We start from the raw sequence: 13940 nt of genomic DNA on the forward strand, positions 1-13940 counted from the left end.
TTAAGCGTTGACAGCCTGAGCAAAGGCTGTAGAATGCGCCCCATCAGACGCGGGATGGAGCAGCCTGGTAGCTCGTCGGGCTCATAACCCGAAGGTCGTCGGTTCAAATCCGGCTCCCGCAACCAAACATCGAAAAAGGCCACTTTGCAAAAAGTGGCCTTTTTTGTATCTGCGTTTCAGCCCCCCTCCTCTCAGCCCGCGCGGCAATATAAATTTTCTTTAACTATCCTCTTGGTATGCAGCGGCCCGATCATAGTGGCCATGACTTTCCATAGGGATTGGTACCTTGGCTGGATTCTTTCCTCCTGGCGTGCGCCCTTCAAGAGATGTTTGATGCGCAGCCACACACCCGACACCGAAGCTCCTGTCACTTCCGCTCTGCCCGTTGCCGCACAACGTTTGCGCTGGATTGAGCGCTTGAGCCGCTACAAGCAGCCCATCGGCCTGGCAGTGACGTTACTGCTGTTCAGCATTGCCCTGATCGCTTGTCGCCATCTGCTCAGCGAACTGGACATCTATGCTCTGCATGATTCGCTGCTCAGCGTGCCGCCCGCCTCGCTGGGCGGCGCGCTGCTGGCAACCGTGGTGGGTTTCGTTATCTTGCTGGGTTACGAGTGGTCGGCCAGTCGCTACGCAGGTGTCAAACTGCCGCCCCAGACCTTGGCCATGGGTGGTTTCAGTGCTTTTGCCATTGGTAACGCCATAGGCCTGTCACTGCTCTCCGGTGGCTCGGTGCGCTACCGGCTTTACGCGCGCCAAGGCATTGGTGCGGCAGAAGTTGCGCGCATGACCCTGTTCGCCAGCCTTTCGCTAGGCTGTGCCCTGCCACCACTGGCCGCCATGGCCACCTTGAGCAACCTGCCGGCAGCGGCAACAGCCTTGCATTTACCCCAAGCATTGCTGGCAGGCATCGCCCTGGCAGTGCTAGGCCTGGCGGCCCTGCTGGTTCACGGCCTGTACCGCCGGCGTCTGCCGGAACAGCCACAGGCCGACAACTTGCTGGTGCGGGTCGGGCGTCGCACCCTGCGCCTGCCCGGTGCACGCCTGACGGCCCTGCAACTGCTGATCACCGCTCTGGACGTGGCCGCTGCGGCAACCGTGTTGTACCTGCTGCTGCCTGAAGCGCCACCCTTTGGGGCTTTTCTTCTGGTATACCTGCTGGCCCTGGCAGCCGGGGTGTTGAGCCACGTACCCGGTGGTGTCGGGGTGTTTGAAGCGATCCTGCTGGCCGCCTTTGCCGATCAACTCGGTGCTGCGCCACTGGCTGCGGCCTTGCTGTTGTATCGCCTGATTTATGTTGTGCTGCCATTGCTCCTGGCCTGCGCCTTGTTGTTGGCCAGCGAGGCACGACGCTTTTTGCTCACCCGCCAGGCCATACGCGCAGCATCCGGACTGGCCGCCCCGGTGCTGGCGGTGCTGGTGTTTCTCTCTGGCGTCGTCCTGTTGTTCTCTGGCGCCACACCGGAAATCGACGAGCGCCTGGAGCACCTGGGTTTTCTGATTCCCCATCGCCTGATCGATGCCTCGCACTTCGGCGCCAGCCTGATCGGTGTGTTGTGCCTGCTGCTGGCCCAGGGCCTGCGCCGCCGCCTGTCTGCCGCCTGGATGCTAACCACCATCTTGCTGCTGGTCGGCGCCCTGCTCTCACTGCTCAAGGGCTTTGATTGGGAAGAGGCCAGTATTCTGACCTTCACCGCCTGCCTGCTGGCGCTGTTCCGTCGCTCCTTTTACCGCCCCAGCCGCTTGCTTGAGCTGCCGTTCTCGCCGACCTACCTGGTCGCCAGTGCCTGCGTACTCGCGGCGTCGATCTGGCTGCTGTTGTTTGCCTATCAAGACGTCCCTTACAGCCATCAGCTGTGGTGGCAGTTCACCCTGGACGCCGATGCCCCTCGCGGCTTGCGCTCTGCCCTGGGCAGCGCGATTTTGCTGGTGGTCGTCGCCCTGACATGGCTTCTGCGCACCGCACGTCCGGTCATTCACTTGCCAGGCGCCGAGGAGCTGCAACGCGCCAAACAGATCCTGCAGGCCTCGGACCAACCCGATGGCGGCCTGGCGCTAACCGGCGACAAGGCGCTGCTGTTCGATCCTGAAGATGATGCGTTTCTAATGTATGCCCACCGCGGTCGCAGCCTGGTTGCCCTGTACGACCCGATTGGCCCAGCGCAGAAACGCGCCGAGATGATCTGGCAGTTCCGCGACCTGTGTGACGTTCACCATGCCCGCCCGGTGTTCTATCAGGTGCGCGCGGAGAATCTGCCGTTCTACATGGACATCGGCCTGACCGCGATCAAGCTGGGCGAAGAGGCACGGGTCGACCTTCATCGCTTCGACCTGGAAGCCAAAGGCAAGGAAATGAAAGACCTGCGCTACACCTGGAATCGAGGCGGCCGCGATGGCCTGAGCCTGGAAGTGCATGAACCAGGACAAGCGCCACTGGAGGAGCTAAAAGCGATTTCCGATGCCTGGCTAGGTGGCAAGAACGTGCGTGAGAAAGGTTTCTCCCTCGGTCGTTTCAGCCCCGAATACCTGCAACATTTTCGCATTGCCCTGATCCGCTTCGAGGGCCGCCCGGTGGCGTTTGCCAACCTGCTGGAAACCCACAGCCGCGAACTGGCAAGCCTCGACCTGATGCGCGCCCACCCACAAGCGCCAAAGCTGACCATGGAGTTCATGATGGTCGGCCTGATCCTGCACTATAAAAGCCTGGGTTACGCCCGCTTCAGCCTGGGCATGGTGCCACTTTCCGGCTTGCAACCACGTCGTGGCGCGCCATTGACTCAACGTTTGGGCTCGATGGTGTTCCAACGTGGAGAGCAGTTGTACAACTTCCAGGGGCTGCGCCGCTTCAAAGACAAGTTCCAGCCCGACTGGGAACCCCGCTACATGGCCGTGCCGGCCGGACTCGATCCGCTGGTGGCACTGGCCGACACCGCCGCCCTGATCGCAGGCGGCCTGACCGGATTGGTGAAACGCTGATGATTCGACGCTACTGGCCGTACTTCCTGGCAACCCTGGCCCTGAGCTTGCTCGCTGCCGTTCTGGGCTTCTGGCTGTGGACCCGCCCTGCACCCGAGCCACGCCTGGAACACTTGACCCTGGGCGATGGCAGTAGCCTCACCCGCACGACGCCTGGCACCCACACCAAAGCCCACGTGGCCATCGCGGTCACTCAGGATCAAGCGCTGACCGACAAGCAACTGCTGAACCTGAGCCAAAGCGGCGAAGCACAGATCGTACAAGTCATCCTGCCACCCAGCGACTGCACCTTACAGCAAACTGCACTGAATCAGGCCCTGCAACAATTGCAGGGCCCGGCCTCCGTGGTCGCGGGTATCGGCCCAGGTGCCGCACAAGCCTGGCAGTGGTTGGCGACACAGAATGACGACAAAGCCCTGGCGATCTCGGTAGATTTCAATATCGAGCGCGCCGGCTGCGCCAGCCCTTTACCGAAGTCGGCAGCCCACGGCCACTGGAATGTGGCCTGGAACGACAACCCCGACGACGCCAGCGCAGCGTTTGTACGCGACCAAGCCAATGCCGAAACCAGCATCAGCGATTACGACATCCACCTGCCGCAAGTGCTCAAGGCGCAGCTGACCCAGGCTTTGCTGGGTGAAGAAGGCAACGCCATGAGCATCCCGGTGGTCGAGGTACCCGCCGGGCAGACCACCGATACTGTGACCCTGTTCCTCTCCGGTGATGGTGGCTGGCGTGACCTGGACCGTGATGTTGCCGGCGAGATGGCAAAACTCGGTTATCCCGTGGTCGGCATCGACACCCTGCGCTACTACTGGCAGCACAAAACACCCGAACAAAGCGCCATAGACCTCTCGGAGCTGATGCAACACTACCGTCAGAAATGGGGCACCAAACGCTTTGTGCTGACCGGCTACTCCTTCGGTGCCGACGTTCTACCGGCGATTTACAACCGCCTTCCCGAGGAAGACCAGAAGCGTATCGACGCGGTGATTCTGCTGGCCTTCGCCCGCAGTGGCAGCTTTGAGATCGAGGTCGAAGGCTGGCTGGGCAACGCTGGCAAAGAAGCGCCTACCGGACCGGAAATGGCCAGGCTACCGGCGGCGAAAGTGGTGTGTATCTACGGTGAAGAAGAAGCTGACGAAAGCGGCTGCACCGACCACACCGCCGTTGGCGAACGCCTGAAACTACCAGGCGGCCATCACTTTGACGAGAACTACCCGGCACTGGCCAAGCGCTTGATCAGCGATATCGAAACCCGCCAGGGCAAAACCAGCGTCGCCGAACAGAACTGACCCTTTATCAACTGTCTTGCACTACCTGTGGGAGCGGGCTTGCCCCGCGAACACGGGCGAAGCCCGTGCCATTCACCGCAGTGCCTGCTTAGCGGGCCAAGCCCGCCCCTGCAGAACCCGTTATATTTCAACTTGGGTGCCCAACTCGATCACCCGGTTCAACGGCAAGTTGAAGAAGCGCAAAGTACCGTTGGCATTCTTCAACAGGAACGCAAACAACATCGCCCGCCAACGCGCCATCCCCACCAGCCGCGACGGAATCACCGTCTCCCGGCTGAGGAAATAGGTAGTGCGCATCGGGCTGAAGTCCAGCCCCTCCAGATGGCATAGCTTCAACGCGGCCGGCACATCCGGTTCGTCCATGAAGCCAAAGTGCAGCAGCACGCGGTAAAACCCCTCGCCATAGGCTTCAATTTCAAACTGCTGCTGCGCCGGCACCCTCGGCATGTCTTCACTGATCACCGTCAACAGCACCACCTGGTTGTGCAGCACCTGGTTATGCAACATGTTGTGCAGCAACGCATGGGGAACGGCATCCTGCCGGGCGGTGAGGAACACCGCCGTGCCCTCGACCCGGTGCGGCGGCTGCACGCGAATACTGCTGATAAACAGTGGTAACGGCAGGCTGCCTTCATCCAGGCGCTCAACCAAAATCTGCTTACCGCGCTTCCAGGTGGTCATCAAGACAAACAAGGCGATCCCCGCCAGCACCGGAAAGGCCCCGCCCTGCACCACTTTCGGCACGTTGGCGGCAAAGAACAGGCCGTCGACAAACAGGAAGCTGAGCAGTACCGGTACCGCCAGTATCGGTGGCCACTTCCACAGCAACAGCATGACGGTCGACACCAGCAGCGTGGTCATCAGCATGGTCCCGGTCACTGCCACGCCATAGGCCGACGCAAGCGCGTCAGACGACTCGAAGGCGAGCACCAACAGGATCACGCCAACCATCAGCGCCCAGTTCACCGCGCCGATATAAATTTGCCCTTGCTCGTCATGCGAGGTGTGCTGGATTTGCATGCGTGGCACATAACCCAGCTGGATAGCCTGGCGCGTCAGCGAGAAGGCCCCGGAGATCACCGCCTGAGAGGCAATCACCGTTGCCATCGTGGACAGGCCGACCAACGGTATCAAGGCCCAACTTGGCGCCAGCAAGTAGAAAGGGTTACGCGCCGCCTCCGGGTTCTGCAAGAGCATCGCGCCCTGCCCGAAGTAGTTGAGTACCAATGCCGGCAGCACCAAGGCAAACCAGGCGCGTGCAATCGGTTTGCGGCCAAAGTGGCCCATATCGGCATACAGCGCCTCGGCCCCGGTCAAGGCCAGCACCACTGCGCCGAGAATGGCGACGCCCATACCAGGGTGAACAATGAAAAAGCGCACAGCCCACACCGGATTGAACGCTTTGAGCACTTCAGGGCTCTGGGAAATGCCATGCACGCCCAACGCCGCCAGGACCAGAAACCAGACGACCATTATCGGGCCAAACAAGGTACCAATCCGTGCAGTGCCATGCTTTTGAATCAAAAACAACCCAACCAGCACAACCAGTGCAATCGGCACAACCCAGTGGTCGATCCCGTCGAATGCCAGCCCCAGGCCTTCCACCGCTGACAACACCGAAATGGCCGGGGTGATCATGCTGTCGCCATAAAACAGCGCAGCGCCAATCAGGCCGCACACCACCATTACCGCACGCAACTTGGGGTACGGCGCTGACGCCCGCCGGGCCAGGGCGGTCAGGGCCATGGTGCCACCTTCACCCTGGTTGTCGGCACGCAGGACGAACACCACGTACTTGAACGAGACAACCCAGATCAACGACCAGAAGATCAACGCCAGGATGCCCAGCACGCCGTCATGATTGACCGGCACGCCATAATTGCCGGAAAACACTTCTTTGAGGGTATACAGGGGGCTGGTGCCGATATCACCGTAAACCACCCCGACTGCCGCCACCAGCAGGCTCAGCGGCCTGGCCGCCGAATGCCCCGATTGCGCCTGATCGCTTGCCTGAACCATCCGTCGCTCCTGCAACCAAGACCCGTGGGCCAGTAAAACGTTAAAATGCTCGCAGCCACACCACGCGCGCTTGCAGAGCCCGATGTAAACACAGGCATATCGTCGCGAAGCATAGCTTAGCGTTCGTCGCTTTTCTGCTGGTCAAGTGACTTTGCGCCCGCTAGAATTGCGCACTTTTTGATCAGAGGCGCTGCTAGCGCCCAACAGGACAGCGCGCTTGTGGCACGACTGTCCCCCTTACACCGAGGTTAGTCATGTCCACCACTCCTACGCCAACCACGCCTAAGGTCGGCTTCGTATCTCTGGGATGCCCCAAGGCCCTGGTCGATTCCGAGCGCATCCTGACCCAGCTGCGCATGGAAGGCTATGAAGTCGTGCCCACCTATCAGGACGCCGATGTGGTGGTGGTCAATACCTGCGGCTTTATCGACAGCGCCAAGGCCGAGTCCCTTGAGGTCATCGGTGAAGCCATCAAGGAAAACGGCAAAGTCATCGTTACCGGCTGCATGGGTGTCGAGGAAGGCAACATCCGCGACGTGCACCCAAGCGTGCTGGCCGTAACCGGCCCGCAGCAGTACGAACAAGTGGTTACCGCAGTGCACGAAGTGGTACCACCGCGCCAGGACCACAACCCGCTGATCGACCTGGTGCCGCCGCAAGGGGTCAAGCTGACGCCGCGCCACTACGCCTACCTGAAGATCTCCGAAGGCTGCAACCACAGCTGCAGCTTCTGCATCATTCCATCGATGCGTGGCAAACTGGTCAGCCGTCCGGTGGGCGACGTGCTGAGCGAAGCCGAGCGCCTGGTCAAGGCCGGGGTCAAGGAAATCCTGGTGATTTCCCAGGACACCAGCGCCTACGGCGTCGACGTCAAGTACAAGACCGACTTCTGGAACGGCCGTCCGGTCAAGACCCGCATGCTCGAACTGTGCGAAGCCCTGAGCAGCCTGGGTGCCTGGGTGCGCTTGCACTACGTTTACCCGTACCCGAACGTCGACGACATCATCCCGCTGATGGCCGCCGGCAAGATCCTGCCGTACCTGGACATCCCGTTCCAGCACGCCAGCCCGAAAGTGCTCAAGTCGATGAAGCGCCCTGCCTTCGAAGACCGCACCCTGGCGCGCATCAAGAAATGGCGCGAACAGTGCCCGGAGCTGATCATCCGCTCCACCTTCATCGTCGGCTTCCCAGGCGAAACCGAAGAAGACTTCCAATACCTGCTCGACTGGCTGACCGAAGCCCAGCTCGACCGCGTCGGCTGCTTCCAGTACTCGCCAGTCGAAGGCGCCCCGGCCAACGACCTGGGCCTGGATGTTGTTCCGGACGACGTCAAGCAAGAGCGCTGGGATCGTTTCATGGCCCATCAGCAGGCAATCAGCACCGCCCGCCTGCAACTGCGTATCGGCCGCGAAATCGACGTGCTGATCGACGAAGTTGAAGAAGAAGGCTCGGTAGGCCGCAGCTACTTCGACGCGCCGGAAATCGACGGTAATGTGTTCATCGATGGCAACCACGGCTTCAAGCCGGGTGACACCGTGCGCTGCCGGGTGACCGACGCCGACGAGTACGACATGTGGGCTGAACCCATCTGACCGTAGCGGTTGAAAATAGCCCTGCCGATTCTGGCGGGGCTTTTTTTTGCTTCTTCACGGAGAGCGTTGAGGGCTGTGGGCTTATCCATTTGATGGGGTGGCTGGGCTGACCCTGCCGGTGGGAGCGGGCTTGCCCCGCGATTTGCTGTATCGCACCAGATCGCGGGGCAAGCCCGCTCCCACCGCGACCAGCCCTCCAGGTGCCACCACAGCAATTGGATAAGCCCACAGCCCTCAACGCTCTCCGTGAAGAACCCAAAAAAGGATCTTTACGGAATGCCGGGGAAGAATCTTTTTTTACAACTATCGTTCTCTCAATTACCCAAGGAGAACAACGCAATGTACAGGCACAACAACGTGCAGACTCCAAGCTTCAGCGACTACCCGGAGCTGGCGCGTGTCTGGGAAGCGTCGGTGCGTGCGACCCATGATTTCCTGCCCGAAAGCTATATCTGCCTGTTGCGTGAACTGCTACTGAGCCAGTACCTCGATGCAGTGATGCTGATCTGCTGCAAGGATGCCCGCCAGCGCATCACCGGTTTTGCCGGGGTGGCCGCCGGGCGCGTGGAAATGCTGTTTATCGATCCGGCCCTGCGTGGCCAAGGCCTGGGCAAACGCCTGTTGCGTTATGCCATCGACGAACTCAATGCCGACCAGTTGGACGTTAACGAGCAAAATCCCCAGGCATTGGGTTTTTACCTGCGTCAGGGCTTCGAAGTTGTAGGACGCTCGGAAACGGATGGCATGGGCCAACCCTATCCCTTACTCCACCTAAGGCTGATTCAGGCAGAATCCGTCAAAACTGGCTGACAGAAAGCGTAATACTTTTCTGAAATGCAGTGAAATCGCAGATTAATGCCCGGACGGGCGAATGTAGCCGGGCCTGAGTGCGCCCGGACGGTTACAATAGGCATCTTTCCCTATGCCTACGGCTGTCGTCATGTCTGAACCCATTCGCCTTTCCAAACGCCTCATCGAACTGGTCGGTTGCTCCCGCCGGGAAGCAGAACTGTACATCGAAGGCGGCTGGGTCACTGTCGATGGGGCTGTGGTTGACGAACCGCAGTTCAAGGTAGCCGACCAGCGCGTCGAGCTGCTGGCCGGCGCCCGCGCCGAAGCCCTGGAACCGGTCACCCTGTTACTGCACCAACCGGCCGGGCTGGACATCGAGAGCGCCTGTCGCAGTATCACAACCAGCAACCTGTCGGCCGAGCACAGCCAGGGGCGTCGCCCACTCAAGGGGCATTTTGCCCGTTTGAGCTGCGTCGCCCCCTTGCAGGACGGCGCCAGCGGCCTGCAAGTGTTCACCCAGGATTGGCGGGTAACGCGCAAGCTCAACGCCGACCTGGCCAAGCTTGAACAGGAATATGTGGTTGAGGTCAGCGGTGAAATGATCGCCCACGGCCTGGAGCGACTTAACCGCGGGTTCACCTGGAAGGGCAACGAACTGCCGAAGATCAAAGCCAGCTGGCAAAACGAGACGCGCCTGCGCATGGTCCTGAAAAACCCGCAGCCGGGTCTGATTGCCTTGCTGTGCAGCAGCGTTGGCGTCACGCCGCTGAGCATGCGCCGGATTCGCCTGGGCGGCGTTTCCATGAGCAAGCTGCCGCTGGGCCAGTGGCGCTACCTGGCGAGCAGCGAAAGATTCTAGCAACAAGGCGCCGCCACCCGGGCAGCGCCCCGAACAGGATTGTCACCATGATTCACAACGATGTACTGCGCAGCCTGCGCTACCTGCTGGACGTCAACGACGCCAAACTGGCCGATATCATCAAGCTTACCGGCTTCAATGTCAGCACCAGCGACATTGCCGGCTACCTGAAAAAAGAGGATGAAGAAGGTTTTGTTCGCTGCCCCGACGAAGTCATTGCGCACTTTCTCGATGGCCTGGTGATGTTCAAGCGCGGCAAAGACGATAGCCGCCCTGCGCTGCCCATCGAACTGCCGGTGACCAACAACATCATCATGAAGAAACTGCGGGTAGCGTTCGAGCTGAAGGAAGACGACCTGCACGCGATCCTCAAGGCTGCCGATTTCCCGGTGTCCAAGCCAGAGCTGAGCGCTTTGTTCCGCAAAGTCGGGCATAACAACTACCGGCCCTGCGGTGACCAACTGCTGCGTAACTTCCTCAAGGGTCTGACCCTGCGGGTTCGTGGCTGAGCCGCCGATGAACTACAGCGTTGCACCGATCGGTTTTGTTCGTTCCTGCTTCAAGGAAAAGTTCGCCATCCCGCGCCAGCCTCAACTGGCGCCTGCGGCGCGTGGCGTGCTGGAGCTGCTACCGCCGTTTGACAGCGGTGATGCCGTGGCCGGGCTCGAACAGGTCAGCCATGTGTGGATCCTGTTCCTGTTTCACCAGGCCCTGGAAGACAAACCCCGGCTCAAGGTGCGCCCACCGCGCCTGGGTGGCAATACCTCCATGGGTGTGTTTGCCACCCGCGCCACCCACCGACCGAATGGCATTGGCCAGTCGGTGGTGCGCCTGGAAAAAGTAGAGGCCGGGCGCTTGTTGCTGTCGGGCATCGACTTGCTCGATGGCACCCCGGTGCTTGATATCAAGCCCTATGTGCCCTATGCCGACGCCGTCAGCACGGCGACTAACCAGATGGCCAGCGCGCCGCCTGCGCCAATTGCCGTCAGTTGGAGCGACAGCGCCCTGCCCCAGGCTTGTGAGCACGCCCAGCGCCTTGCAGAGCCGCTGGTAGAACTGATCGAACAGTGCCTGGCCCAAGACCCGCGCCCGGCGTACCAGATCCCGGCGCCGGAGCGTGTATACGGGGTGAAGTTCTGGGATGTGCAGGTGCGCTGGCACTATCCGCAGCCGGATCAGATCCGCGTGTTGGAAGTGGTGTTGGATTAGTGACCTGTAGGAGCGGGCTTGCCCCGCGATACCGGTTTGTCTGTCAGATTGCATCGCGGGGCAAGCCCGCTCCCACACCAGAGGTCAATAAAAAAAAGCAGGCCTAGGCCTGCTTTTTTTGTTTCAGCGTTGCTTACTTCTCAACGAAGGCACGCTCGATCAGGTAGTCGCCTGGCTCACGCATACGCGCCGAAATCTTCAGACCGAAGCTGTCGAGCACTTCGCTGGTTTCGTCGAGCATGCTCGGGCTACCGCAGATCATTGCACGGTCGTCCTGAGGATTGATCGGCGGCAGGCCGATGTCGCTGAACAGCTTACCGCTGCGCATCAGGTCGGTCAGACGCCCCTGGTTCTCGAACGGCTCGCGGGTAACGGTTGGGTAGTAAATCAGTTTATCGCGCAGCGCCTCACCGAAGAACTCATTCTGCGGCAGGTGCTCGGTGATGAACTCACGGTAGGCGACTTCGTTGACGTAACGCACGCCGTGAACCAGGATCACTTTTTCGAAACGCTCATAGGTTTCCGGATCTTGGATGACGCTCATGAACGGCGCCAGGCCAGTGCCGGTGCTCAGCAGGTAGAGGTGCTTGCCTGGGTTGAGGTCGTCCAGCACCAGCGTGCCGGTAGGCTTCTTGCTGATGATGATCTCATCGCCTTCCTTCAGGTGCTGCAGCTGCGAGGTCAGCGGGCCATCCGGCACCTTGATGCTGAAGAACTCCAGATGCTCTTCCCAGTTCGGGCTGGCAATCGAGTAGGCGCGCATGAGCGGGCGGCCGTTGGGCTGTTGCAGGCCGATCATCACGAACTGACCGTTCTCGAAGCGCAGACCCGGATCGCGGGTGCACTTGAAGCTGAACAGGGTGTCGTTCCAGTGGTGAACACTGAGGACACGTTCGTGGTTCATGTTGCTCATGTACGGGCTCCTGAAATAAAACGCAGCGCTAACCTAGAGCGCGATTGCGCGATAGTTTAGTGCGAGCGACAATATCTGTTAAATGAATTATCAAGATATGTCTTATCGGTTATATAGATATGCGATTTACGCTTCGTCAACTCCAGGTGTTCGTCGCCGTAGCCCAGTATCAGAGCGTCTCGCGAGCCGCAGGCATACTGGCGCTATCGCAATCGGCTGCCAGTACATCGATCACCGAACTTGAGCGCCAGTCCAGCTGCCAGCTGTTTGACCGTGCCGGTAAACGCCTGAGCCTCAACGCGCTGGGCCATCAACTGCTGCCACAGGCCGTGGCCCTTCTCGATCAGGCCAAGGAAATCGAAGATTTGCTCAACGGCAAATCCGGCTTCGGCTCCCTGGCGGTCGGCGCCACCCTGACGATTGGCAATTACCTGGCCACGCTACTGATCGGCAGTTTCATGCAGGTCCACCCGGAAAGTCAGGTCAAGCTCCATGTGCAGAACACTGCGCATATCGTGCAACAGGTCGCCCACTATGAAATTGATCTGGGTCTAATCGAAGGCGATTGCAACCATCAGGATCTTGAAGTGCAACCCTGGGTGGAAGACGAGCTGGTGGTGTTTTGTGCCCCGCAACACCCACTGGCCAGCCGCGGCCGGGCCAGCCTGGAAGAGCTCACGCACGAAGCCTGGATTCTGCGCGAGCAAGGCTCCGGTACCCGTCTGACCTTCGACCAGGCGATGCGCCACCACCGCTCCAGCCTGAACATCCGCCTGGAGCTTGAACACACCGAAGCTATCAAGCGTGCTGTGGAGTCTGGCCTGGGCATTGGCTGTATTTCACGCCTGGCACTGCGCGATGCCTTCCGGCGTGGCAGCCTGGTCGCGGTGGAAACTCCGGAGCTGGACCTCGCCCGACAGTTCTATTTCATCTGGCACAAGCAGAAGTACCAGACTTCCGCCATGCGCGAGTTTCTTGAACTGTGCCGTAACTTTACCGCCGGTGTGCGGCGTAGTGATCAGATCGTTCTGCCCAACATCGCTTAGAGCAGAATCACCGCCCACACCAGTCCGACTATCGTCAGCGCTACCATTTGGGCAGCGCTGCCCATGTCCTTGGCATTTTTCGACAATGGATGACGGTCCAGGGAGATCCGGTCGATGGCGGCCTCGATAGCCGAGTTGAGCAGTTCAACGATCAGCCCCAGCAGGCACACGGCAATCAGGATCGCCCGTTCGGCGCGGCTGACATCCAGCCAGAACGCCACGGGGATCAGCACCACATTGAGCAGCACCAGTTGGCGGAACGCCGCTTCACCGGTAAAGGCTGCGCGCAGACCGTCAAACGAGTAGCCGGCAGCATTGAAGATACGTTTGAGGCCGGTCTGGCCCTTGAAAGGCGATGACATAAAGGTCACTTCATCCACTGAAAAATGCGCAGCAGCCTAGTTTAGGTCGGGTCAAAAAAGCGTGAAGACTGTGACTTCAGCTGGAAGAAACCGATTCCAATTGTTGCAACAGCAGGGCCGCCTGAGTGCGCGTACGCACGCCAAGCTTGCGGAAAATCGCCGTCACATGGGCCTTGATGGTCGCTTCCGAGACGTTCAGCTCATAGGCAATCTGCTTGTTGAGCAACCCTTCACAGACCATGGTCAACACCCGGAACTGCTGCGGCGTGAGGCTTGCCAAGCCCTCACTGGCGGCCTTGGCCTCTGCCGAGACATCAACTTTTTCGAAAGCCTGCGGCGGCCACCAGACTTCACCGTCGAGGATCTTCTTCACCGCATCCTGAATCACTTCCAGTGAGCTGGACTTGGGAATGAAGCCACTGGCGCCAAACTCTCGCGATTTCACTACGACGGCGGCCTCTTCCTGAGCCGACACCATCACCACCGGAATTTGCGGGTATTGCCCGCGCAGCAGCACCAGGCCTGAGAAACCGTAGGCACCCGGCATGTTCAGGTCCAGCAGTACCAGGTCCCAGTCGGACTTTTCTGCGAGGTGGGTTTCCAGCTCGGCGATGCTTGCCACTTCTACCAGGCGAACATCGGGCCCCAGCCCCAGGGTTACAGCCTGACGCAGGGCACTGCGAAACAGCGGGTGGTCATCGGCAATCAGGATTTCGTACGTGGCCATTAATCTAATGATCCTGTTCTGTGCAGGCGCAGGGAGGAAGAATAGGCGCCTGGCGGGCAACTCAAGGTGTTGACGGCATAGACCGCACACCCAAAAGGCACTTCAAGGCCAGGAACAGCGATGTTTCAAGCCTTGTACATGCCCGAATCG

The 13940-nt window shown here is 60.1% G+C and carries 12 protein-coding genes and 1 tRNA gene; 9 read left to right on the plus strand and 4 right to left on the minus strand.

Going from position 1 to position 13940, the window contains the following annotated elements; all coding sequences use genetic code 11:
• Nucleotides 1–48: 48 nt before the first annotated feature.
• The 3 genes from ACVWSC_RS22250 (at nucleotide 49) to ACVWSC_RS22260 (ending at nucleotide 4271) form a co-directional block, all read left to right on the plus strand.
• Nucleotides 49–125, plus strand: a tRNA-Met gene (locus ACVWSC_RS22250).
• A 208-nt stretch (nucleotides 126–333) separates the two neighbouring features.
• Nucleotides 334–2976, plus strand: a complete 2643-nt coding sequence (mprF, locus tag ACVWSC_RS22255) for a bifunctional lysylphosphatidylglycerol flippase/synthetase MprF (RefSeq protein WP_442109207.1) — start codon at nucleotides 334–336, stop codon at nucleotides 2974–2976.
• Complete coding sequence (locus ACVWSC_RS22260; protein ID WP_442109208.1) at nucleotides 2976–4271, plus strand: virulence factor family protein; 1296 nt, start codon at nucleotides 2976–2978, stop codon at nucleotides 4269–4271. Before mprF ends, ACVWSC_RS22260 begins: the two co-directional genes overlap by 1 nt.
• Nucleotides 4272–4391: 120 nt before the next feature.
• Here ACVWSC_RS22260 and ACVWSC_RS22265 read toward each other — a convergent pair whose 3' ends face one another.
• The gene (locus ACVWSC_RS22265) at nucleotides 4392–6290 is read right to left on the minus strand and encodes a potassium transporter Kup (RefSeq protein WP_442109209.1); all 1899 of its coding nucleotides are present in this window, start codon (nucleotides 6288–6290) and stop codon (nucleotides 4392–4394) included.
• Nucleotides 6291–6544: 254 nt separating this feature from the next.
• Here ACVWSC_RS22265 and rimO point away from each other — a divergent pair, with 254 nt between their 5' ends.
• From rimO to tsaA, 5 genes are all read left to right on the plus strand, one after another.
• Nucleotides 6545–7882 (plus strand): 30S ribosomal protein S12 methylthiotransferase RimO, encoded by a 1338-nt coding sequence (rimO, locus tag ACVWSC_RS22270; protein ID WP_442109210.1) that lies wholly within the window; start codon nucleotides 6545–6547, stop codon nucleotides 7880–7882.
• Nucleotides 7883–8221: 339 nt separating this feature from the next.
• Nucleotides 8222–8692, plus strand: coding sequence for a GNAT family N-acetyltransferase (locus tag ACVWSC_RS22275; RefSeq protein WP_442109211.1), 471 nt, complete (start codon nucleotides 8222–8224; stop codon nucleotides 8690–8692).
• 130 nt (nucleotides 8693–8822) lie between these two features.
• Nucleotides 8823–9533, plus strand: coding sequence for an rRNA pseudouridine synthase (locus tag ACVWSC_RS22280; RefSeq protein ID WP_442109212.1), 711 nt, complete (start codon nucleotides 8823–8825; stop codon nucleotides 9531–9533).
• A 47-nt stretch (nucleotides 9534–9580) separates the two neighbouring features.
• Nucleotides 9581–10042, plus strand: a complete 462-nt coding sequence (locus ACVWSC_RS22285) for a YehS family protein (protein ID WP_442109213.1) — start codon at nucleotides 9581–9583, stop codon at nucleotides 10040–10042.
• 7 nt (nucleotides 10043–10049) lie between these two features.
• Nucleotides 10050–10742 (plus strand): tRNA (N6-threonylcarbamoyladenosine(37)-N6)-methyltransferase TrmO, encoded by a 693-nt coding sequence (gene tsaA, locus ACVWSC_RS22290; protein ID WP_442109214.1) that lies wholly within the window; start codon nucleotides 10050–10052, stop codon nucleotides 10740–10742.
• Between the two features lie 133 nt (nucleotides 10743–10875).
• Here the strand turns inward: tsaA and fpr are convergent, their stop codons facing one another.
• Complete coding sequence (fpr, locus tag ACVWSC_RS22295; RefSeq protein WP_003222277.1) at nucleotides 10876–11655, minus strand: ferredoxin-NADP reductase; 780 nt, start codon at nucleotides 11653–11655, stop codon at nucleotides 10876–10878.
• 119 nt (nucleotides 11656–11774) lie between these two features.
• Here fpr and ACVWSC_RS22300 point away from each other — a divergent pair, with 119 nt between their 5' ends.
• The gene (locus ACVWSC_RS22300) at nucleotides 11775–12701 is read left to right on the plus strand and encodes a LysR family transcriptional regulator (RefSeq protein WP_442109215.1); all 927 of its coding nucleotides are present in this window, start codon (nucleotides 11775–11777) and stop codon (nucleotides 12699–12701) included.
• On the opposite strand, the gene ACVWSC_RS22305 is transcribed toward ACVWSC_RS22300, so the two are convergent.
• On the minus strand, nucleotides 12698–13063 hold the full coding sequence (locus ACVWSC_RS22305; RefSeq protein WP_442109216.1) for a diacylglycerol kinase: 366 nt from the start codon (nucleotides 13061–13063) through the stop codon (nucleotides 12698–12700). The genes ACVWSC_RS22300 and ACVWSC_RS22305 overlap by 4 nt on opposite strands.
• Nucleotides 13064–13139: 76 nt before the next feature.
• The gene (erdR, locus tag ACVWSC_RS22310; RefSeq protein WP_442109217.1) at nucleotides 13140–13790 is read right to left on the minus strand and encodes a response regulator transcription factor ErdR; all 651 of its coding nucleotides are present in this window, start codon (nucleotides 13788–13790) and stop codon (nucleotides 13140–13142) included.
• Nucleotides 13791–13940 lie beyond the last annotated feature (150 nt).

The sequence above is a fragment of the Pseudomonas sp. NUPR-002 genome, assembly GCF_056322725.1.